We start from the raw sequence: 21652 nt of genomic DNA, 5'->3' as shown, positions 1-21652 counted from the left end.
GACGGATGAGCCGCCGGAAACCAGACTCGAAGTGTCCCCATTTTGGACGCCCGTGTGGCCCACACGGCGCCGGTTCCCCGGAAGGTTCTCATGTTTGTTGCCTGGCGTGAAATTCGCTTTGCTCGCGGTCGCTTCGTGTTGATCGCCTCGGTTGTTGCCCTGATCACCATCCTGGTGGGATTTTTGACCGGGCTGACCGCCGGGCTTGCCGGCCAAAACGTCTCGGCCGTGCTCGGCCTCGGGGCCGACCGCATCGTCTTCTCCGCCCCCGCCCACGGTGAGAAGGATCCCAGCTTCGGAGACTCCTCGATCACCGCCGCCGAGGCCGACGCCTGGACCGATGCCGCCGGCGTGACCAACGCCGCCCCGCTGGGCATCAGCCAGACCCGGCTGAGTGCCGGAGAAAAGCGCGCCCCGGCGGCGCTGTTCGGGATCGATCCCTCCGCCGCGGGCTCACACTTCCTGCCCGCCGGAACCCCGATGCCCCGGCCGGGCACCGTGGTCCTGGGTGAGGGAACCGCGCAAACACTCGGTGTGCACGTCGGCGATACGGTGAGCGCCTTCGGGGAGGACCTTCGCGTGTCCACGCTGATCCCCGACACCTGGTATGCGCACTCCTCGGTGGCCTGGGTCACCCTGCCCAACTGGCAGTCCATCATGAGCACCGGCGGTCAGCCCGCCTGGGCGAGCGTGCTCGCAGTCTCGCTGGACGCTTCGGCCCAGCCCGATTCGATCGATTCGGCGACCCACACCGTCTCTCGGGCACCGATCCCCGCGCTGCTCTCGATCGAATCGTTTCGCTCGGAGATTGGCTCGCTGCTGCTGATCGTGGCGATGCTGTTCGGGATCTCCGCCCTGGTGATCGGCGCGTTCTTCACGGTCTGGACGATCCAGCGCGGACCGGATATCGCGGTCCTCAAGGCCCTCGGTGCCCGCACCGGACGGCTCGTGCGAGACACTCTCGGGCAGGCCCTCGTGGTGCTCGTTGCCGGGGTGGGGGTCGGGATGCTGGTAACCGTGGGCCTGGGCAGCCTCGCGGGCGGCGCGGTCCCGTTTGTCCTCAGTCCGCTGACCATCGGGTTGCCCGCGCTGGGCCTGATCCTCCTGGGTCTGATCGGCGGAGCATTTGCCCTCCGTCCGGTGCTGCGCAGCGATCCGCTGGCCGCGCTCGGCGCCGCCCGGTAACCCCTTCTCCTTTCCACTCCCGACTAAGGACCCCTCATGATTGAACTGCGCAACGTTACGCTGACCTTTCCGGACGGCGACCACCGGGTCACCGCGGTGGATCACGCCTCACTCTCGGTCCCGCCGGGCACCATCACCGCGGTGACCGGTGCCTCGGGATCGGGCAAATCCAGCCTGCTCGCGGTGGCCTCGGCACTGATCACCCCCGACTCGGGGGAGGTGCGCGTGGCCGGCGTCGACCTGGTGGGACTCAGCCGAGCCGAGGCCACCGCGGTGCGCCGCGAACACATCGGCATCGTCTTCCAGCAGGCCAACCTGCTGCCCGCGCTCAGCGCGCTGGACCAGCTCGCGGTGATGAACGAGCTCGACGGTCACAGCCGTGCCGCCCGAGCCGCAACCCGCGAACGTGCGCGTGACCTGCTGGCTCGGGTCGGGCTGGCGGGGCACGAGGACAAGCGACCGCACCAGCTCTCCGGTGGGCAGCGACAGCGGGTCAACATCGCCCGCGCGCTGATGAATGAACCCGGGGTGCTGATCGTGGACGAGCCGACCAGCGCGCTGGATCACGCTCGCGGGATGGAGATCATCACGCTGATCCTGGAACTCACCCGGGATCGTGGAACCTCGACCCTGCTGGTCACCCACGATCACTCACACCTGGATCGGATGGATCAGGTGCTGGTCATGTCCGACGGAGTGCTCACTACCCTCGATCCTGCCGCAGCGACCGCCGCGTAGGCGCGGGGCCGGGGCTCGGAATTCCCGAGTCCTCGGCAACCGCCAGGCGGCGAGCCCGGCGGGGCACCATCGGTGACGGGTCGGAGACCCGGGCTACCGGCTCCCGAACCGGGATGGTCGGGGCGAGCGGGGCGGCCGGAGTCTGCTGAGCGACCTGGGTGAGTGGGGCAGTTGAGGCCACCGGCACGGCCGCGGGACGACTCCGGGTCCGCATCGGCTCGGCCACCGTGGTGAGGGTGGGAACCGGGTTGACGATCGTACCGGCGATGACCGGAGGCGGGGACAGACGCCCCCGGGATGCCGCGGGCTCGCTTCGGTTCCCCTCGATGGTGACGGGCGGGACCGAGGGGGTGCGGGCGGCGGGCGGGTCCACGGGCACGTTCACGTTCACATTCACGGACTGGGACGCTCCACTCCCCGTTGCGGCGGCAAGGCGGGCCGCGCGGCGACCCGAGCGCGTGACGGGTGCGGCGGGCGCGCCCGCATCGGCGCCGCGAGACGAAGGCACGGCCGAGGCAGGCGTCGACGGAGGTGCGGCAGAGGCAGGCGTCGAGCGGGGTGCGGCCGAGGCAGGAACGGCCGCGGTGGTCTCCACGACGGGCATGGTCGGAGCCGTTGCAGCCGGCGTTGCCGTCGCCGTCACCGTTGCCGCTGCCGCTGCCGCTACCACTGTCGGGGCGAACTCCCCCACGATGGGCTGTGCTCCCGTCCGAATGCGCGAGCGGCGCAGCGGAGGGGGCGGTGCCACCTGCGGCGCGGGAACTTGAACGGGCACGGGTGTCAGCACCGGAGCAGGCACGGTCACAGTCACAGTCACAGTCTCGGCCTCGGATCTCGGGGCAGGCACGGGATTCGGGGCAGGAACCGGCCCTGGGACCGGCACCGAAACGCGGGCCGGAGCCATCCCCAGAACCCGGGACAGGGCGGTGAGGATTCGCTCGCGGTCCTGGTCGGTGCCGACACCATCCAGCCGGTAAAGCTCGGGCACGTTGTACTGGTCGGCGAGCAGGCGGCTGGCCAGGCAGAAGGCGAAACCAAAATTACGGTGCCCGGCACCGATCACCCCGCGCAGCCGAGCGCGGTTGTCGGCGCGGGCCAGGAACTGGCGCACGGGCCGGGGGATGGCCGCGTAGTCGGCACCGCCACCGTAGGTGGGCGTCAACAGTACAAACGGCTCGGTCAGGCAGATGGGTGTGCGGTGCTCGGCGTCGCCGATCCGCATCGCCTCGATCCCCAGGGACTGCACAAAGCGGTGGGTGTTCCCGGAGTCTCCGGAGAAATACACCAGTTGGACCATCGGTTCACCACCCTCGCGTTATTTTGTTGCCCCTGGTTGGGTGGGGTGCGGGCCCGAGCATTCGGGGCGTTGCGGCACACCACCGTCTCCAGTCTGACAACCCGCGGCCCGCCACACACGGGGATTGACGGTTTTGGTATGCCGCACACGGCGAATCTCCAGCTTTTTGACCATTGGTAAACACCCCAGAAATGAGGCCGGGATCCCCGGGGGAGGACGATTATGCTTGCGAACATGACGACCACAGCCCCGAGCACCCGGGACCGCATCCTGGACACCGCGCTGCGCGTCTTCGCGCGAACCGGATACTACGGGACCTCCCTGCGCGATATCGCCGCCGAGTGTAACCTGACCCATCCGGCCCTGCTCTACCACTTCGGCAACAAGGCCGATCTGCTCGCGGCGGTGCTGGAACGTCGCGATGCGATGGATCTCGAACGCATGCGATTCGCCGCGGTCACCGCGGACACCGCGGACCAGATGCTGATCGACCTGATCCTGCACAACGCCAGCGTGCCCGGACTCGTCCAGCTGCACACCCAGCTCGCCGCCGAGGCGACCGACCCCGATCATCCGGCACGCGCCTGGGTGGTGAATCGCTACCGCACCCTGCACGAGCGATCCAAGCAGGCCTTCATCGGACGCGGCATGACCCCCGAGCAGGTGGATGCCGAGGTGACCCTGATGATCGCGATGATCGACGGCCTGCAGGTGCAGTGGCTGCTGGATCCCGAACGGGTGGACATGGCCGCGCTGATTACCCACTACCTGGCCCGGCTCGCCGACCGCGCACACTAAACCTGCGAAACTGGAAGCCGACGGATGCCAACATCCATCAGCAGGGAGCACTTCGAATGACGATCACCGCCGCCGCCGACGGATCCGCACTGGGCAACCCCGGGCCAGCCGGATGGGCCTGGTTTGTGAACGAGAACTGCTGGGCGGCCGGCGGATGGCCGCACGCGACCAACAACCAGGGCGAGCTTCAGGCGGTGCTGGAACTCTTCCGGGCGACCGCGCACCTGGATGAGGACCTGCTGATTCTCTGCGACAGCCAGTACGTCATCAATTCGGTAACCAAGTGGATGCCGGGCTGGAAGCGCAAGGGCTGGCGCAAGGCCGACGGTAAGCCGGTGCTGAACGTGGAGATTCTGCGGCAGATCGACGAGGCGCTGCAGGGCCGACGCTACCGTTTTGAATGGGTCAAGGGCCACGCCAATCACCCGTTGAACGAGGCTGCCGATGAGCGTGCCCGCGCGGTGTCCACCGCGTATCAGAACCGCACGGCGATCCCCAGCGGACCGGGCTGGACCGGGGCGGGAAGCGCCGGAAGTGCGAGCGCCGGATTGCCCTCGGCCGCGCAGGACACCGGCGCGCGGGACACCACAGAGCAGGGCACCGCTGCGCGAGACATCACCGAACGAGCCACCACCGCGCGGGGCACGATCGCCCAGGGCACAGCCGAGGCTCCCCGGGTGCCCTCTTTCACAGAGGAGAGCGCGCAGCCGGGACTGTTCGACTGGGACGACGAGCCGACCACGGTTTCGCTCACCCTGAACCTGGATGCCGACACCCATGCCCGCCTGCTGGCACGCGCCCGGACCGAGCGCCTGAGCCCCGAGGCTCTGATTCGTTCGCTGCTCTAGGCTCTGATTCGTCCACTATTCGAGGCCCTGATTCGTTCGCTGCTCTAAGCCCTGATTCGTCCACTGCTCTAAGCCCTGATTCGTCCACTGCTCTAAGCCCTGATTCGTCCACTGTTCGAGGCCCCGATTCGTTCGTTGCTCTCGGCACCTACCGAGGTCGCCCGCGCGGCAGACCGGGCCGGAGCGTGGTTGTCACGGGTCCGGGCAGGTGTGCCAAAAGCCGGATCGGAGCTAGGCGCCCGCCGGAACCCCCAGGCGTTCGCGCAGGAATTCCACCGTGCGTGCCCGAGCCTCGGCGGCGGGATGGCCGGGCCGCTCGCGAACCTCGCCGGTGAGCACCGAGTGGGCACCGCGGGAGAAACCGCCGGGGTTGCCGGGCGAGGAGTCGAGTTCGATGACCTCGAAGGCGTCGCCCAGGGCCGCCGCAATCGTGGCGAAGCGCTCGCGCGGGACCGTCTGATCCTCGCTGAACCGCAGACCCAGGGCGCACACCGACCCGGCCGCGGCCCGGGCGGCCACCCGATCCAGCTCCTCCGGAGACATCACCGGGTCAAGCTTTCGGGCGCGACCCAGCGGGAACGGGGCGGCGGGCTGACTCACCACGGATGCCAGCACACTCTCCGAGGCCGCGGCGGCGAGCGCAAAGCCGCCGGTGAAACACATCCCGATCACCCCGACCCCCGGGCCCGGGGTGCGCGCGGCCAGGTCCGCGGCGAGCGCCCGCACAAAGCCCGCCACGGGCCTGTGCGCGCCGGTGGCAAACGCCCGGAACTCGGTGGAGACGCACACCTTGGCCACCGACTGCGCCAGATAACCGGGGGAAGCCGGACGGCCCGGATCGCCAAACAGCGAGGGGATGACCACGGTGAATCCGTGATCCACCAGGTGATCGGCAAACCCCATCACCTCGGGGGTCATGCCCGGGATCTCGGGCAGCAGGACGATTCCCGGACCCGATCCGCGCTCGAAGACCTCGTGGGTGATGTCGGCGGCCTCGAAGGGGGCGCGGATCCAGCCGGTCAGCCCGGCGACGGGGGCATGCTCGCTCATGAGGTCAGTGTACCCAGATACACCGCGAACACGCCCCCGTTTTCGCGTACTCTCGGCCGGCGCACACGGCCGGCACCGAACGCCACCGCTGAGGACCAAACGTCACCGGCCGGCTCACGCTTTCGATACCAAAAGCGCTCGACTAGTCTTCGCGACCGGCACCGGCCGCGGGCACCACCGAATAGATGTGGGGCGGCACCCAGCCCGCGTCCTCGAAGGCCACGGTGATCCGGGCGCTCACCGACTCGGCCAGCGCCGCGGGTACCAGCGCGATGGCCGAGCCGCCGAATCCGCCGCCGGTCATCCTTGCACCCAGCGCCCCGGCGTCCAGCGCGGTATCCACCGCCACATCCAGTTCGGGGCTGGAGATCTCGTAGTCATCCCGCATCGAGACGTGGCTCGCGGTCAGCAGCGGACCGATGTCTTCGAGCCGACCGGCATCCAGCAGGGACACCACATCCTGGACCCGAGCGTTTTCGGTCACAATGTGGCGGACCCGGCGCAGGGTTTCGGGATCGAGCAGGTGCGCACGCTCGGCGAAGTCTCGGGCCGTGACCTCGCGCAGCGAGCCGACCCCGAGCACCCGCTCGCCGAGTCGGCAGGACGCCACTCGGTCGCGGTATCCCCCGCTCTCATGCGCGTGGGTCACTCGGGTGTCGATGACCAGCAGGACCAGGTTCCGGGCTTCCAGATCCAGCGGAACCTGACGGGTACTGCGATCGAGGCAGTCGAGGAACAGTCCCGAGCCCGCCGAGGCGAGGAGCGAGGCCGACTGATCGAGGATCCCGGTGGGTGCCCCCACAAAGTCATTCTCGGCCTCGTGGCAGATCTGCACCAGCTCCGAGCGGTCCAGCCCGGCCCCGGCCAGGTCGTTGACGGCAACCGCAACCGCACACTCCACCGCGGCGGAGGAGGAGAGTCCGGCACCCACCGGGACATCCGAGTGCAGCAGCACCTCGATGCCCGGCAGCGTGATTCCCCGCCGGGCGAAGGCCCACACCACGCCGGCGAGGTAGCGCGCCCAGCCCCCGGCGCCCGAAAATCCGGGGTCCTCGGGGCCCAGTTCGTCCAGTCGCACCCGCACCGAACCCGCCCCCGCAAAGGTGCTGGCCAGCACGGCCTCGCCGCCCTCGGTCACCCGCACCGCCACGAAGGCGCGGGCGGGAATGGCGAAGGGCAGGGCGAATCCGGCGTTGTAATCGGTGTGCTCCCCGATCAGGTTGACCCGGCCCGGGGCGCTCCAGATGCCGTCGGCATCCGCGCCAAATCGGCCACGGAACTCGGCGGCCAGGGAGGTGGGAACTGCACTCATGCGCGGGCTCCTTCAACGTACGGGGCGGTGGGAACTGCACTCATGCGCGGGCTCCTTCGACATATGGGGCGGTGGCACGCAGGCGGGCGGCGGTCTCCTCGGGGATCACATCGCCGATAAAGGCACCCATCGCCGCCTCCGATCCGGCCAGATACTTGAGCTTATCGGCGGCGCGACGCGGCGAGGTGATCTGCAGGTGGAGTCGCGCCTCGGCGCGGTCCGGATGGGTGGCGGGTGCCTGGAACCAGGCCGAAATATACGGGGTGCGGTCGCCATAGAGGGCGTCAATCCCCCGCACCAGGCGCAGGTACATGTCCGCGAGCTCCTCGCGCTCCTCGGCGGTGAGCTCATCGAGGGTGCCCACGTGGCGGTTGGGGTACAGGTGGACCTCGATCGGCATCCGCGCCGAGAACGGCACAAACGCGGTGAAGTACCGTCCGCGTTCGAGCACCCGTTCCCCGCTCGACAGCTCGAAGTCCAGGATGTCGGCAAACAGGTTGCCGCCGGTGCGTGCGCGGTGCTCGGCGGCCTGGGTGAGCAGGATCCGCGTGGTCGGGGTCACAAACGGATACGCGTAGATCTGCCCGTGCGGATGGTGCAGGGTCACGCCGATTTCGGACCCGCGGTTTTCAAACGCGAAGACCTGCTCGACCCCCTCCATCGCCCGCAGCTCGGCGGTGCGCTGGGCCCAGGCGGAGACGATGGTGCGCATCCGCTCGGGGGACATATCACTCAAAGAGGCCTCGTGATCGGACCCGAACACGATCACCTCACAGCGTCCGACGGCCGGGCGCACCGCGCCGAGGCCCGGGGTCAGATCCACCGCGGCGGGCTCGGGGCCAAACGACGGGAAGCGGTTTTCAAACACCGCCACGTCGTAGTCGGCGGCGGGAATCTCGGTTGCGTTGCCCGGGGCGGTGGGGCAGATCGGGCACTGGTTGGCGGGCGGGAGATAGATCCGGGTCTGACGGTGGGCGGCAAACGCGACCCAGTCCCCGCGCAGCGGATCAAAGCGCATGGTCGAGCCGAGCGCCTCGGTTTCGGCGGTGTGCGCGCCGGGGCGCGGCGGCAGGTCTCGGGTATCGGCGGGCGGCTCGGGGATCGTGTGCCCGGCGTCGGCGAAGTAAATGAGTTCGCGCTCATCGGCGAGCGTGGTGCGAAGCAGGGACACGGTGGTCATGCGGGGGCTACCTTTCAGAATCGAACAAAAGCGATCATATACTTACATTCAGGCTTGGCTCAAGGTGCATTTTCCGGCATAATGAACACATTCGCACATATTCCGACGTCTGATGAGGCCCATGACCGAGATGCTCCCGCCCCAGCGGCACACCCTGATCCTCGAGCGCCTGCGTCGGGACGGACAGGTGCGCGTGACCACACTCGCCACCGAACTGGCGGTCTCGGAGATGACCGTGCGCCGCGACCTGGGCATCCTCGCCGACCGCGGCGACCTGGCCAAAACCCACGGCGGCGCCACCCTGCCCGGCGGCACCACCAGCAGCGAACCGGGCTTTGCCCACAACCTCCAGGTGGCCGCCGAGGAGAAGGAGCAGATCGCCCAGGTGGCCGCCGAGCGGGTGCGCCCGGGGATGTCGATCGCGCTCAATGCCGGCACCACCACGCATACGCTGGCCCGCCGCCTGGCGCTCATCCCCGACCTCACCGTGATCACCAACTCGCCGCGCATCGCCGCGGTCTTTGATGAGGGAGGCACCGGACAAACGGTCATTTTGACCGGTGGCATCCGCACCCCCTCCGATGCGCTGGTGGGGCCCTTTGCCGTGCAGACCCTGCGCGCGCTGCGCGTGGACGTGTGCTTCCTCGGCGTACACGGGGTCAGCCCCGAGGGTGGGCTGACCACCCCCAACCTGCTGGAGGCCGAGACCAACCGGGCGTTTATCGAGTCGGCCGCAAGCGTCGTGGTGGTGGCCGATCACCATAAGTGGGGCGTCACCGGGCTCTGCCAGATCGCCGAGCTGGACGCCGCGGACGTGTTCCTCAGCGATGCCGGGCTCGAAGACGCCGCCCGGGACCGGCTGGCCGAGTCCATCGACAGCGTGATCCGGGCGGGCGACCCCGCGGATCCCACCCGGACGCCGGAGACCCCGCAGACCACCACCCCCAACCCCAAGGAGAACCGATGACCTGGCTGGTAACCGGCGGTGCCGGATACATTGGCGCCCACGTGGTGCGTGCCCTGAGCGCGGCGGGCCTCACCCCCGTCGTCTACGACAACCTGGTGACCGGGCTGCCCGAGTTCATCCCCGCCGGGGTCGCCTTCGAGCGCGGCGATATTCTGGATCGAGACGCCCTGCGCGCGGCCATGGTCACCCACCGGGTCACCGGGGTCATCCATGTGGCCGGATATAAGTTCGCCGGGGTCTCGGTCGAGCGTCCGCTGCACACCTTTGCGCAGAACGTGACCGGCACCGCAACCGTGCTGGAGGTGATGGCCGAGCTGGGCATCAGCCGGATCGTCTTCTCCTCGAGCGCCGCGGTCTACGGCACCCCGCACACCGACCTGGTCACCGAGTCGACCGCAACCAACCCCGAGTCTCCCTACGGAGAATCCAAGCTCATCGGTGAGTGGCTGCTGCGCGATCAGGGTGTGGCCACGGGCCTGCGCCACGTGAGTCTGCGCTACTTCAACGTGGTGGGATCCGGGGAACCGGGGCTCTGGGACGCCAGCCCGCACAACCTGTTCCCGCTGGTGATCGATGCGCTGCGGGCGGGAAAAACCCCGCGCATTAACGGCACCGACTACAACACCCCCGACGGCACCTGCGTGCGCGACTACGTGCACGTGGCCGATCTGGCCCACTCCCATGTGGCCGCCGCGCGAGCCCTCGACGCGGGAACGCCCCTGGCCGCCGTCTACAACCTGGGCAGCGGAGACGGGCTCTCGGTTCGGCAGATCATGGACGAGATGGCGCGGGTCACCGGGATCGCCTTCGACCCGGACATTGCCCCGCGACGCCCGGGTGATCCCGACCGGATCGTGGCCGACGGATCCGCCGCCGCCCGCGACCTCGAATGGGAGATGCGCCACACCCTGGCGGACATGGTGCAGAGCGCCTGGTCGGCCGGATCCGCCCGCTGATCACGGCGGACCGCTGGTTTCTGATGCCCGCTCTCCCCGGTGACCCGCTGGCCTCGGTGCCGGAGCGAGTTCCGAGTGCCCAGCCCGCTGATCCCACGGACCAAGCCGGCACCGTTGGCCTAGCCGGCGAGGGGTGAGCGGGCCGCCTGCTGGTCGGGGCAGGATTCGAGGATCTCGCCGATCCGGTCGTGTTCGGCCTGGGTCATCCAGAGTCCATAGGCGGCCTTCACCGACACCTGCCGGGCGACATACCCACACCAGGCGGCGCGGCGCGGGGGCAGCCAGGTGGCCGCGTCGCCATCGCTCTTTTGGGTGTTGGTCGGGCCATCCACCGCGAGGAGGTTGATCGGGTCGTTGGCCAGCTCTCGACGGCGATCATCGGTGAGGGCTTGAGCCCCGGTCTGCCACGCATTTTTCAGCGCCACCACGTGATCGATCTGCACCGCCTGGGAGGTTTTCTCCCCGCGTTCAAACTCGATCCGATTGCCGGTGTAGGGGTCGTCCAGGACGCCGGTCAGCACCCGGCAGCCGCCGCTGGTGGTCACCTCGGTGAGATCCCGGGCGAGGATATCGTTGCGAGTGTCACACCCGTTTTTCTCCACGTCGAACCAGGCGGTCCCGAAGCGGGCGACCCGATCGTATCCGGTGCCCGGCGCGCGTCCGCGCACCGGGATGGTGGCGAGGAGATCCCGCGCATTGCCCGCCGATTCAAACCCGGCCGGGAACGCATCGGTACCGGGGGTGCCGGGGGTGCCGGTCGCGGCCACCCCGGGGGTGGGATACGGCTGGGCATCGGTCTCCCCGAGCGAAAGCGCCCCGACAATCAGGGCCGCGATCAGTGCCGGAATGGACAGCAGTGCGGCGGTTTTGGGGCTGGGGCGACGACGACGGGCAGACACAACAAATCCTCTGGTGGTGGGGTGGATGGCGCGGATGATCGCCCGAAACCATCAGACCATGAGCCACCGACCGTGGCCGGGTCACACCCCGCTAGGGCAGGATTTGGCAGAGCTCGGTCAGCGCCGACTCCCACACGGCATCGGACACCGCCGAGAAGTTCACCACCAGCCCCTCGCGCACCCGGGTGTCCGCCGCGGCCTCGACCTGCCGAAACTCCGAGAGCGCGCTCACCATGACCCCGCGCTCCCGCGCCGCATGCAGCACCCGCCCCTCGGTCCCCGAGGGCAGCTCGATCACCGCCTGCAACCCGGCGGCAACCCCGCTGACCCGCAGGTCCGGGGAGGTACGCAGCACCGCATCCACGAGCTGGTCGCGACGACGCCGATAGCTCTGCCTCCGCATCCGTACGTGGCGATCCAGCGCACCCGAGGTGATGAACTCGGCCAGGGTCAGCTGCTCAAGCGCGCTCACGTTATCCAGCGCACCCTTGGCCCCCTGCACCGCCGCAAGGAGGTGCTCGGGCACCACCATCCAGGAAACCCGCAGCGCCGGGGCCAGCGACTTACTCGCGGTCCCGAAGTACACCACCCGTTCGGGATCCAACCCCTGGAGCGCGCCCACCGGGCGGCGGTCATAGCGGAACTCGCCGTCGTAATCGTCCTCAAGGATCACCGCATCCGTGTCCCGCGCCCAGGCGAGTGCCGCGCCGCGGCGCTCCGGGGAGAGCACCACCCCGGTGGGAAACTGGTGCGCGGGAGTCAGCAGGACCGCCGCGGGGGTATCCAGGGCCGCCAGGTCCCGGATCCGAGCGCCGGACTCATCCACCGCGAGGGTGGGCAGCGTCAGACCCGCCTCGGCGAGCCGCCTCCGGTAGAGCCCCAGCCCGTACGCCTCGGTGGCGACGCTTCGGGCCCCGCGGGCGCGCAGGGCACGCGCCATGATGTCCAGGCCGTCATAGAACCCCGCGGTGATCACGATCCGCGCCGGATCCGCCCGGACCCCGCGCACGCGGCCCAGATAGTCGGCGAGGGCACGGCGCAGGACCGGCTGTCCAAGCGGATCGCCGTACCCAAACGCGGTGTGGGGTGCGGCAGTCAGCGCCCGACGGGCGGCGGCCAGCCAGGCCGAACGCGGAAACTCGGCGAAGTTGGCGGCCCCGGGAATCAGGGTGGCCGCGGGCCTCCGTCGCGGTTCGGGATGCGGGGGCGACGGGGTCAAGGTGAGGGGCACGGTGCGGGCGGCGACCCGGGTCCCCGACCCCTGACGGGCGATCAGCCACCCCTCGGCGATCAGCTCCGCATAGCACTCGGTCACGCTGCTGCGGGCAATGCCCAGGTCCGCAGCGAGCGCGCGGGAAGCGGGCAGCCGGGTGCCCGGACTCAGCCGACCGGTGGTGATGGCCTCCCGCAGCGCCGTCACGAGGCCCGCCCGGATGCCCGTTTCGGCGAGATCCAGGTGGAGATCCACCCCCGCGTGAGCCAGCAGGGGCGAGTCGGAATTGGTCTGGTTTTTTCCCATATAGGTGGATCTTACTCCCGGACCAACCGCACCCTACGCTCGAAGCATGAACACAACAACCACCCTGAACAATGAGCACACCCCGCGCACCGACTGGAGCGCCCACGCACCCGAGATTTTCAGGGCGCTAGTCCGACTCGACTCGGTCACCGGGGGCACCCTGGATCCCGCACTGATCAACCTGGTGAAGATCCGCGCCTCGCAGATCAACCACTGCGCGTTCTGCCTGGACATGCACTCCAAGGACGCCCTGGCGGCCGGGGACACCGCCGAACGAATCATCCAGCTCACCGCCTGGGAGGAGTCACGCCACTTCTATACCGCCCGCGAGGTCGCCGCGATCGAGCTGACCGAGGCCGTCACTGTCATCACCGATGGGTTTGTGCCCGATGCCGTCTATGCTCGCGCGGCGGCGGTTTTTGACGAGACCGAGCTGGTGCACCTGATCGGCGTGATCGTGGCCATCAACGCGTTCAACCGTTTCGGTGTAGCCACCCGAATGGTGCCGGGACACTACGTCGCCGGAGCCGCCCACTAGGCATTCGACCGTGCCGCCCGGATGTTGCCGGGCGGCACGGGTGCGTGTGTGACCCGCCGCCGGGCCGGGTGCTTCTCCGGTATCGGCGGGCTACTGCGAGATCCAGCGCAGACGGCCGTCCTTGGCGGTGCCGCAGACCATCGGGGTTCCCTTGGCGGTGTGCCCGGTCGCGCCGCCCGAGGAGCAGAACGATCCCGGGTGTACGGTTCCCCCGCCGGCCGGCGGGGCGGGTGCCGGGGCGGGTGCGGGCGGTGCCGCGGGCTTCGCGGGCGCCGGTGCCGGGGCGGGCTTCGCGGGAGCGGGCTTGGCCGGAGCGGGCTTGGCCGGCGCAGGCGCGGGTGCGGGTGCGGGTGCGGGCGGCGCCGGAACCGGAGCGGGTTCCGGAGCGGGCTCGGGCTCCGGGGTCGGCGTGGGACGCGGCTCGGCCCGGGTCACCGGCGAGTGCACGGTCACCTGGGTCGGGCAGCTGGCCAGGACCTCGGCCATGCGCGCGTGCTCCTCGGGGGTCACCCACAGCCCGTAGACCGCCTTGACCGACAGCTGACGGGCGACATACGCGCAACGGTAGGCACCGTCGGTGGGCAGCCATCCGGTTGCATCGGCATCCAGCTTTTGCTTCTGGGTCGCGGCGGAGACGGTGACCACGTTGAGGGGGTCGGTCGCCAGCATCCTGCGCCGCTCGGGGCTCAGCTCCTGCGCGCCGGTCTCCCAGGCGTTCTTGAGTGACACCACGTGGTCCTGGCGGATCGCGGCGGCGGGAACCACTCCCTTGCGGGCCTTGATTACCCGGCCGGTGTAGGGATCGGTCACGTCGCCCGAGACGCGCGTCGACTCCGAGTCCTCAACCCCGAACTGCCCACCACCCTCATACGGGACCTGGGTGGATACCGGCTGCACGTCCAGCGCCTCCAGCACGTCGCCGGCGGTCTCCGACTCCTTAAACGTTCCGGGGAAGGCCGGCCCGGTCGCCGAGGGGGTCGGCGAGGGGGCGGTACTCGCCCGCGCCGAGGCACTCGGTGCGAAGGCCGCCGGGCGCTCATCGGCCTGGGTTGCCCGGGTCGGGGAAATCGCCGAACCAACCATCATGGCCACCAGGCTCAGCGCCACCACCATGCCGCCCACCGCGCGCGAGCGGGGCAGGCGCGCCCAGCTGGTGCGTCCGGTGGCGGCCACGAAGATGCCGGTGGCCAACCCGGCCAGACCCAGCGTGGCGAGCATCCGGCCAAAGCCGCCGCTGCCCAGCATCGAGAAGGCGGAAATGGCCACCAGGGCACCGATAATCCAGGTGCTGGGGCCGACGTTTGGTTTGGGTTCCGGGGTCATCGGGGGGAGGTCCTCTCACGCGCGTTCGCCGCGTTTACGACGCGTGAGTGCCCGAGCGAAGGGTATTTCGCCGGGATTCACGCCCATTTTCGCGCGATTCGGGCGCGCGAAAATTCAGCTCCGAGAATATTGCCGGATGCGGATGCGCACCAATCGGTTCCGCCAACACGCCGCGCCCGAGCGAAACTGGGGACAAGCGGTCGACCAAATGGGGGACAGTTAGCGGCCGAGCTGCGCCGTCACCGACTGCGCCTGCGCATCGGTGAGCGAGGCGACGTAGTCGATCACCGCGCGCCCCCGGCCGCGGCGGGCCAGGCTGGCGTCGTCGCTGACCCCCTGCAGCCGCCACGGGTCGTCCCGACGCAGCTCGTGGTAGCTCTCGGTCGCCTCCTCCACCTGCTCCAGCAGGCGACGCGGGGCACGGGCGGCATCGTCGGGATCACGCAGCCATTCATCCAGCCCGCGCACCAGCGCCTCCACCAGCCGCGCCTGCCCGCGCTGGGTGGTGGCGAGGTCGGGGTTTTCCAGCACAAAGCGGGTGTGCACAAACTTCAGCACCATCACGTCGTGCCAGGCCTGCGTGGCCAGGCGGACGTGGCTGCTGCGCACGTGCGGGTGCTCCTCAACCACGATCGATCCCTGGAAGCGATCGAGCCAGCGGCGGATGAACGCCGAAAGCTCGCGTTCACTCCCGATCCCGCCGTCGAAGGGGACCGCCAGCAGCCCGTCCACGAGCTCCTCGGCCACCCGATCCACCGCGTTACCGAAGGCTTCATCGTCGGCGATCCAGCCGTCGCGGCTGAGCAGGTGTCGGCGCAGGGCCTCCAGCCGGTAGCCGGGCACGCGCGGACGCGCCGCGAGCTCGGCGGCATCCAGGGCCGCCATCTCCGCCCGGTCCCGCAGCCAGCTGCGCAGCTCGGCCGAGACGGTCGCGTGCTGCAGCACCCCGGCCCGGTAAAAGTCATCGAGGTCGTGCAGCGAGTAGGCGATGTCGTCGGCGATGTCCATGATCGAACACTCCACCGTCTGCTGCCACGGCGCGATCGCCGGATAGGCGGCGCGCACGGCCTCCACCTCGCGAGCATGCAGCGAGTACACGGAGAACTTATGCGCCCCGGTGACGCTCGGCTGGCCCACGCCGCGCGGACGCTCATGCGGCGGCAGATCGGTATACGCATCGCGCCACTCGAGCCGGGTCCAGGGGTACTTCAGCACCGCCGCGCGCACCGCGGTGGTGAGGTTGAGCCCGGGCTGGGCGGCACCGTGGGTGTCGAGCTCGGCCAGGATGCGCAGGGTCTGCGCGTTGCCCTCGAAGCCCTCGGTGAGCCCCAGATGATCGCGGGCCACCCGATCCAGCACCTGCTCGCCGAGGTGGCCAAAGGGCGGGTGTCCCAGGTCGTGCGCGCTCGCGGCCGCCTGCACCACCACGGGATCGCAGCCGCCGAGGCGGTCGATGATCGCCCGGGTCGGGGCGTCGGCATAGAGCAGCCCCACGGCGATCTCGCGGGCCACCGCGGTGACCTTAATCGAGTGAGTGAGCCGGTTGTGGATGACCGGGCCGCTGGTGGCCTGGGGCATCACCTGGGTGACCGCGGAGAGCCGGGAGAAATACGGCGAGAATCGAATCCGCTCCAGATCCACCCGAAAATCATGGGAGGCACGGGCGCCCGGCTCCGCGGGTTCCGGGGTCGCGCGAGCATGTCGGGCATCACGCGAAACGGGAACGGATGCGGGCTCGGTATCACTCATCGCGGGTCTCCTCGGCTGTGTGCGCTGTCTGGCCATCCTAGCCAGCGCGCCCGGGTACACGCCCGAGGGCCCGGCGGTCGCGAGTGAAAAATCCCCGCCTCAAGCAGTTGTGGGCATCGAGGCGGGGACGGTCCGTCCTTAGGGGGGAGGAGGATTCGTGGATCAGCGTAACCCCCGAATGTTGGTGGTCGAACCCCGGAGGTCCGGTTTTCACCCTCGGGTTCACCCGGCATCCGTTACGGGGTGGGATCCCCGATCAGACCCAGCCGAGCCGCGCGCATGATTGCGTCGCCCCGGGTGCTCACCCCCAGCTTGCGATACACGGATCGGGACTGGGTTTTCACGGTATTGGGCGACACGGTGAGGGCCCGCGCGATCTCGGGTGCCGTCAACCCGTGGGCCAGATGGCGCAGCACCAGGCGCTCCCGGGTGGTGAGGTGAACGTGTTCGGGGGCCGACTCCCACACGTTGGGCAGCACGCTCAGCCGCGCGTTCAGGGCCTCGGCCAGGGCCAGTCTTCCCTCGACGCGGGCGCGGGCCTCGAGCCGAACCAGGCGCTCATGGGGCACGGCCAGCAGCGCCAGCGTGACCCAGGTTTCCGCCAGAATCGCCAGGGCACCCTCCAGCGCGTCCAGGCTGAGCCGCGGATCGTCATCATCCACGGTGGCCGCCGCCAGGAGCAGTTTGGAGAGCACCTGCCAGCGCGGGGTGAGGGCATCGAGGGTCAGCTCGCTCACCCGCACCGCGCAGTCGCGCACCTGCCCGGCGGCCAGCTCGCGTCGGGCGCGATACAGCACGGTCTCGGGATCCGAGGAGATCAGCTGCGCGGCCAGCCGGTCGGCGCGGGCCAGGTCGCCGCCAAAGAGTTCCAGATCCGCGCGCAGGATGGTTAACCGGCTGCGCACCAGCGGATGGATCGGCGGACGTCGTTCGTCGTTGAGCCGCGAGTCGAGCCGGGTGATGGCCCCCACCCGCATGCCCCGCATCAGATCGGCGAGGGTCAGGATGCTGAGCGCCGCGGGCCAGTGCTCGCTGGTTTCCAGCTCCTCCCGGTACGTCTCCAGGAAGGCGACGGCCCGATCCGGCTCCCCCGCCTCGAGCGCCAGCGTGGCACGGGCGGTGGCCTCCAGGGTGGTGAGGTAGAGCCGGTTTTGGGCCACCAGCGGACCGATCTGATCGAGCCGGTCGAGCGCCTCGCGGGTCTTACTAAAGTCGCCGCGGGCCGCCGAGATTCCGGCGATCAGCGCGAGCACATGCACCCGATCCTCGGGGATCGCGGAGTCGGTGGCGGCCAGCGCCGCCCCCAGAATGTCCAGGGCGTGCACGCTGCTTCCGGCATAGTGCAGGGTAATCGCCAGGTGGGCACCCAGCACGGGCAGCACCGGGCCCAGGGTTTCCCGGGCGTCCAGGGGCAACGCGGTGATCGCGTCCTCGGCGAGCTTGGCGGCCGCGACCGCGGGACCAAACCGGCCGATCACCCGGTTGGCCACCGACTGCATCGAGAGCAGCAGTGCCCGCTCGTGAACCGGCGCGGTGACCAGCCGGTCCCGCACGGCGGCGAGGGCGAGCCCGAAGTACTCGGTTCCGCGCAGGCGGGTCAGACCGCTGGAGTTGTAGACCAGGGCGAGGGTCATGCAGAGCATCGGGAAGCGGCGGATCTCGCCGAGCGGGATGCGGCGCAGGCTGCGGGCCACCACCGAACCGTGCCGGCTCATCAGCGGCCCAAAGTTGCGCCACACCACCTCGGTGGCCAGGTCCAGGTCGCCGATCTCGACCGCCCGAGCCAGGGCCTCGGCCGGGTATCCGTTGCGCATCTTCCAGCGGATGATGCGGCGAGCGGCCGCCGCATGCTGGGTCGGGTGGGCCTCGCGCAGCTCGGTGACCATTCGCGCGCGCAGGCGGGACCCCAGGATCAGCGGATAGCGCCCGGCGGCGTCGGCATTGCGGGCATCGGGCCCGAACACCCCCACGTTCAGCAGGCCCGAGATCTGCGCGGTGGCCGCGGCATCCCCCTCGGTGACCGCCGAAATCAGGTCGGCGGGGATCTCGTCGGGCAGGCCGAGGGCCAGGAAGCGGGCGAAGCTGGTGTCCGTGATGAGGTCGGCGCGCACCCGGTCCAGATACCAGTCGAAGACCGTGTCTCCGCCGTTCAGCAGCCCGCCGGACGGGGTGGTCAGCGGATGGGCGGGGTTACCGTGCGCCACCGCGTGCAGGGTGCCGAAGGTTCCATCCAGGCGGGTACCGGCAGCGGCGGCGGCGCGATCGGGATCGGGATATCCCAGCAGGCGGAAGTAGCCAGCGGTCTCGTCCGCCCCCAGCAGGAGGTCATCGCGGGTGAGCAGCTCACGCTCGATCCCGGCACCGTCGGCCCGAGCCAGCAGCGCCCCCAGGTCGCGGCCAAACACGATAAAACGAATATTGGCGCAGGCACGAACCACCCGCACGATGTCCTCGAGGATCTCCGGATCGGTGATGCGGTGGGCATCCCGGATGACGATGGTCTGCTCCCCCAGCGGCCCGAGCCAGCGAATCAGTCCCTCGCGGGAAAACGCGCCGACCGGATCGATGGGTTCCCGGGCGGTCAGCAGCAGGTGCAGGACACCCCAGAAGCGCGCGCGGGACTCGGTGCGACTCGCCCCGACCCAGACGCCCGAGCGCTCGGGACGAGCCGCCGACCACTGGGATACCAGCGTGGTTTTGCCGGCACCGGGTGGGGCTTCGATCAGCACCAACCCGGAAATATCCAGGCGCGGAATCAGCGTTGCTCGGGTGAGTGCGAGCCGTGGTAGGCGCGCTGATAGGCGAATCAGTTTCGGCTCCTTGTGATCTTTCCCGCTATCCGCCGGTCTGGATCTGGCCGGTTCGCCCCCGCCGTCACTATACATTTCTGCGCTCGGCGAACATACACCCGCAAACGGGGCACTCGAATCGGGCACCCCCTAGCCGAGTTTTCATAACAGGTGCATGATGGAGGTACGGGCCCACAATCCCGGGCCCATCAAGGTATCTTCAGAAGAGGTCAGCATGCGTAACATCACCGTTCTTGGGACCGGTGTTCTCGGCTCTCAGATTGTCTTCCAGACCGCGATTCACGGGTTCCCCGTGGTGGCCTATGACATCAACGATGCGGCAATCGAGGCGGCCCGAACCCGCTTCGCCGAACTCGCCAAGGTCTATGCCCGGGAACTCCCCGGGGCCACCGAGGAGAGTGCCGCACGGGGCCTGGCAAACATTTCCTATTCCACCGATCTGGCCGAGGCCGTGGCGAATGCGGACCTGGTGATCGAGGCGGTGCCGGAAAACATCACCATCAAGACCGACACCTACACCCGTCTCGCGGCGGCGGCCCCCGAGCACACGATCTTCGCCACCAACTCCTCGACGCTGCTGCCCAGCGATATCGCCCCGTCCACCGGACGCCCCGATCGCTTCCTCGCGCTGCACTTCGCCAACCGCGTCTGGATCCACAACACGGCCGAGATCATGGGCAACCCCGGGACCGACCCGGAGGTGTTTGCCCAGGTGGTGAAATTTGCCCAGGAGATCGGCATGGTCCCGATCGAGATTTTCAAGGAGAAGGCCGGCTACCTGCTCAACTCGCTGCTGGTCCCGCTGCTGGATGCGGCCGCGGACCTGGTGACCGGCGGATACGCCACCCCGGAGAGCGTGGACCAGACCTGGCGGGTGGGCACCGGCTCACCAATGGGTCCGTTCCAGATCCTCGATGTGGTGGGGCTGAACACCGCCTACAACATCGCGCTGGCCGCGGGTGCGCCGCGGGCCGAGTTCGCCGCGTACCTCAAGGAGAACTTCATCGACAAGGGCAAGCTGGGACGCGGCACGGGCGAGGGCTTCTACACCTACCCGGCCGAAGACTAGGTCGTCACACACACCGCCGGCCGCGAACCAGATTGTGGGTCGCGGCCGGCGGTGTGTACTAGCGGGGGTCGCCCGACTGGGTGAACCGGCGGCCGGTCAGGCGGGTACGGCGTTCCAGTTCGGCCGCGATTCCGGCCTCGATGCCCGCGTCGCGGAAGGCCGGAAGCGCATAGATCAGCGTGGGTTCGGCGGCGTCTACGTCGATCCAGCGCACGCCGCCACAGCCGAGCACCGAATCCCCGCGCCGGGCGATGATCAGGTCGCCGCCCGCACCCTGCAGCCCGGCGATTTCGGCGGATCCGAGTGCCTCGCGCAGGCGCTCGGGGGCGGGGGTCACGCCGTCCCGAAGCTCGGCCTCCTCGCGCAGATACGAGGTCAGAATCGACAGGGCGAGCGGGTCACGCGGATCAATCGAGGCATAGGTGATGTCGGACATGCTCCGAGCGTAGCGGGTTCGCCCCTCGGGTTCGAGCGGCATGGGACGATAGGGGCAGCACATCCGCGAGTCTCGAAGGATCCCCATGAGTGATCGTGTTCCCCCGCTGCCCGAGATCATCACCCGGGCCCTCGCCACCCTGCGCGCGGCGGGAATCCCCGCCGAACTGCGCGCCGAGTTTGTGCCCGCCCACACCCGGCTGATGATTCCGCGTCGGGCGGCGATGATCCCCCGGGGCGAGGTGTGGCGGCTGGGCAGCCTGCTGCTCGGGCCCGAGGGCGACCTGTATGAGACCGGTGAGGTGGTGCGGGCGAGCGAACCCGGCTGGCCGGGACACCAGTCGGTGCTCGCCGAGCAGCGCCGGGAGTATCGCAGCGCCGCGCAGCGGGCAAAGATTGCGCCGGGCACCGTGATCAACCTGGGATGGACGCCGATTGATCAGGATCCCGAAGCCTTAGCGGTCTCCCCCGGGGCACTGTTTCTGCGCGACGGCGAGCCCCTGGTGCGCTGGGTCCCCGGCAACGATGCGGCGGCGATCGGCCTCGGTGCCTACCTCGGCGAGCGCATCGAGTTGCTCACCAACGCACGCGGGCACTAGGCGGCGCGACGGCCGCGGGGTTCCCCGAGCATGGTGTGCGCGGGGCACTAGGCGGTGCGACGACTCCGGGGTTCCCCGAGCATGGTGTGCGCGGGGCACTAGGCGGTGCGACGACTCCGGGGTTCCGGGGGCGGCGGGACCTGCTTGGCGGCGATGACGGTCGACAGATCGACGACCTCCATGCCGCGCCTGGTGGCAATCGCCACCGCACTCTCATCCGAGCGCAGGAACCAGCCCAGGGCGTCGGTAGCGCTGCCGTCGGGCAGGCGATAACGCACCACGATCCGGTCGCCCTCCGTCACCGTGCGCAGGAACTCGACCGCCTCACCGCCGATCACGAGACACCTCCGAGCCGACCCGGCCACTCGCGCAGGAACTCA

General features: G+C 69.4%; 20 protein-coding genes. 9 read left to right on the top strand and 11 right to left on the bottom strand.

Translation table 11 applies throughout. The features are described from left to right. Positions 1-90: 90 nt before the first annotated feature. Positions 91-1185, top strand: coding sequence for an ABC transporter permease (locus IE92_RS0114135; protein WP_030149154.1), 1095 nt, complete (start codon positions 91-93; stop codon positions 1183-1185). 36 nt (positions 1186-1221) lie between these two features. Beyond that, complete coding sequence (locus IE92_RS0114130) at positions 1222-1923, top strand: ABC transporter ATP-binding protein (RefSeq protein WP_030149153.1); 702 nt, start codon at positions 1222-1224, stop codon at positions 1921-1923. On the opposite strand, the gene nrdI is transcribed toward IE92_RS0114130, so the two are convergent. Continuing rightward, positions 1889-3220: a class Ib ribonucleoside-diphosphate reductase assembly flavoprotein NrdI gene (gene nrdI / locus IE92_RS18790; protein WP_211250798.1), complete on the bottom strand. Its 1332-nt coding sequence runs from the start codon at positions 3218-3220 to the stop codon at positions 1889-1891. The two genes, IE92_RS0114130 and nrdI, sit on opposite strands and share 35 nt — an antisense overlap. Before the next feature lie 234 nt (positions 3221-3454). Here nrdI and IE92_RS0114120 point away from each other — a divergent pair, with 234 nt between their 5' ends. Both IE92_RS0114120 and IE92_RS19115 read left to right on the top strand, forming a co-directional pair. Beyond that, positions 3455-4018, top strand: a complete 564-nt coding sequence (locus tag IE92_RS0114120; RefSeq protein WP_162178512.1) for a TetR/AcrR family transcriptional regulator — start codon at positions 3455-3457, stop codon at positions 4016-4018. A 56-nt stretch (positions 4019-4074) separates the two neighbouring features. Continuing rightward, on the top strand, positions 4075-4866 hold the full coding sequence (locus IE92_RS19115) for an RNase H family protein (protein WP_030149150.1): 792 nt from the start codon (positions 4075-4077) through the stop codon (positions 4864-4866). Positions 4867-5097: 231 nt separating this feature from the next. Here the strand turns inward: IE92_RS19115 and IE92_RS0114110 are convergent, their stop codons facing one another. The 3 genes from IE92_RS0114110 to galT form a co-directional block, all read right to left on the bottom strand. Next, positions 5098-5916 (bottom strand): dienelactone hydrolase family protein, encoded by an 819-nt coding sequence (locus tag IE92_RS0114110; RefSeq protein WP_030149149.1) that lies wholly within the window; start codon positions 5914-5916, stop codon positions 5098-5100. Between the two features lie 142 nt (positions 5917-6058). Then, entirely contained in the window at positions 6059-7228 is a 1170-nt protein-coding gene (gene galK / locus IE92_RS0114105; RefSeq protein WP_030149148.1) for a galactokinase, read from the bottom strand. A gap of 40 nt (positions 7229-7268) precedes the next feature. Beyond that, positions 7269-8408 (bottom strand): galactose-1-phosphate uridylyltransferase, encoded by a 1140-nt coding sequence (galT, locus tag IE92_RS0114100; protein WP_030149147.1) that lies wholly within the window; start codon positions 8406-8408, stop codon positions 7269-7271. Positions 8409-8529: 121 nt separating this feature from the next. Between galT and IE92_RS0114095 the strand changes: the two genes are divergently transcribed. Both IE92_RS0114095 and galE read left to right on the top strand, forming a co-directional pair. Further along, positions 8530-9375 carry a DeoR/GlpR family DNA-binding transcription regulator gene (locus tag IE92_RS0114095; protein ID WP_156027587.1) on the top strand — a complete coding sequence of 282 codons (846 nt, stop codon included), beginning with the start codon at positions 8530-8532 and terminating at the stop codon, positions 9373-9375. Continuing rightward, complete coding sequence (gene galE / locus IE92_RS0114090) at positions 9372-10331, top strand: UDP-glucose 4-epimerase GalE (RefSeq protein ID WP_030149145.1); 960 nt, start codon at positions 9372-9374, stop codon at positions 10329-10331. The genes IE92_RS0114095 and galE overlap by 4 nt, the downstream gene beginning before the upstream one ends. Positions 10332-10450: 119 nt before the next feature. Here galE and IE92_RS0114085 read toward each other — a convergent pair whose 3' ends face one another. After that, positions 10451-11230, bottom strand: a complete 780-nt coding sequence (locus IE92_RS0114085; RefSeq protein WP_081864156.1) for an HNH endonuclease family protein — start codon at positions 11228-11230, stop codon at positions 10451-10453. 91 nt (positions 11231-11321) lie between these two features. Beyond that, positions 11322-12749 carry a MocR-like pyridoxine biosynthesis transcription factor PdxR gene (pdxR, locus tag IE92_RS0114080; RefSeq protein ID WP_051701992.1) on the bottom strand — a complete coding sequence of 476 codons (1428 nt, stop codon included), beginning with the start codon at positions 12747-12749 and terminating at the stop codon, positions 11322-11324. Between the two features lie 46 nt (positions 12750-12795). Here pdxR and IE92_RS0114075 point away from each other — a divergent pair, with 46 nt between their 5' ends. Beyond that, positions 12796-13287: a carboxymuconolactone decarboxylase family protein gene (locus IE92_RS0114075; protein WP_030149142.1), complete on the top strand. Its 492-nt coding sequence runs from the start codon at positions 12796-12798 to the stop codon at positions 13285-13287. 90 nt (positions 13288-13377) lie between these two features. On the opposite strand, the gene IE92_RS18785 is transcribed toward IE92_RS0114075, so the two are convergent. From IE92_RS18785 to IE92_RS0114060, 3 genes are all read right to left on the bottom strand, one after another. Next, positions 13378-14610, bottom strand: a complete 1233-nt coding sequence (locus IE92_RS18785; protein ID WP_051701991.1) for an HNH endonuclease family protein — start codon at positions 14608-14610, stop codon at positions 13378-13380. Positions 14611-14829: 219 nt separating this feature from the next. Further along, positions 14830-16359 carry a deoxyguanosinetriphosphate triphosphohydrolase family protein gene (locus IE92_RS0114065; protein WP_051701990.1) on the bottom strand — a complete coding sequence of 510 codons (1530 nt, stop codon included), beginning with the start codon at positions 16357-16359 and terminating at the stop codon, positions 14830-14832. A 236-nt stretch (positions 16360-16595) separates the two neighbouring features. Beyond that, positions 16596-19088 (bottom strand): LuxR C-terminal-related transcriptional regulator, encoded by a 2493-nt coding sequence (locus IE92_RS0114060; protein WP_156027585.1) that lies wholly within the window; start codon positions 19086-19088, stop codon positions 16596-16598. Positions 19089-19383: 295 nt separating this feature from the next. On the opposite strand from IE92_RS0114060, the gene IE92_RS0114050 reads away from it, so the two are divergent. Continuing rightward, positions 19384-20238 carry a 3-hydroxyacyl-CoA dehydrogenase gene (locus IE92_RS0114050; protein WP_030149138.1) on the top strand — a complete coding sequence of 285 codons (855 nt, stop codon included), beginning with the start codon at positions 19384-19386 and terminating at the stop codon, positions 20236-20238. 58 nt (positions 20239-20296) lie between these two features. Here the strand turns inward: IE92_RS0114050 and IE92_RS0114045 are convergent, their stop codons facing one another. Continuing rightward, on the bottom strand, positions 20297-20674 hold the full coding sequence (locus tag IE92_RS0114045) for a hypothetical protein (RefSeq protein WP_156027583.1): 378 nt from the start codon (positions 20672-20674) through the stop codon (positions 20297-20299). 85 nt (positions 20675-20759) lie between these two features. Here IE92_RS0114045 and IE92_RS17480 point away from each other — a divergent pair, with 85 nt between their 5' ends. After that, positions 20760-21272, top strand: a complete 513-nt coding sequence (locus IE92_RS17480; RefSeq protein WP_051701988.1) for a hypothetical protein — start codon at positions 20760-20762, stop codon at positions 21270-21272. A 98-nt stretch (positions 21273-21370) separates the two neighbouring features. Here IE92_RS17480 and IE92_RS0114035 read toward each other — a convergent pair whose 3' ends face one another. Then, a complete protein-coding gene (locus IE92_RS0114035; protein ID WP_245601307.1) occupies positions 21371-21637 on the bottom strand; it encodes a thioesterase family protein in 267 nt (88 codons plus the stop codon). Positions 21638-21652 lie beyond the last annotated feature (15 nt).

Origin of the sequence: Mycetocola saprophilus, assembly GCF_000718085.1 — a bacterium.
In the GTDB taxonomy this organism is placed as follows: Bacteria; Actinomycetota; Actinomycetes; order Actinomycetales; family Microbacteriaceae; genus Mycetocola; species Mycetocola saprophilus.
This window is presented reverse-complemented; position numbering and strand designations above follow the sequence as displayed.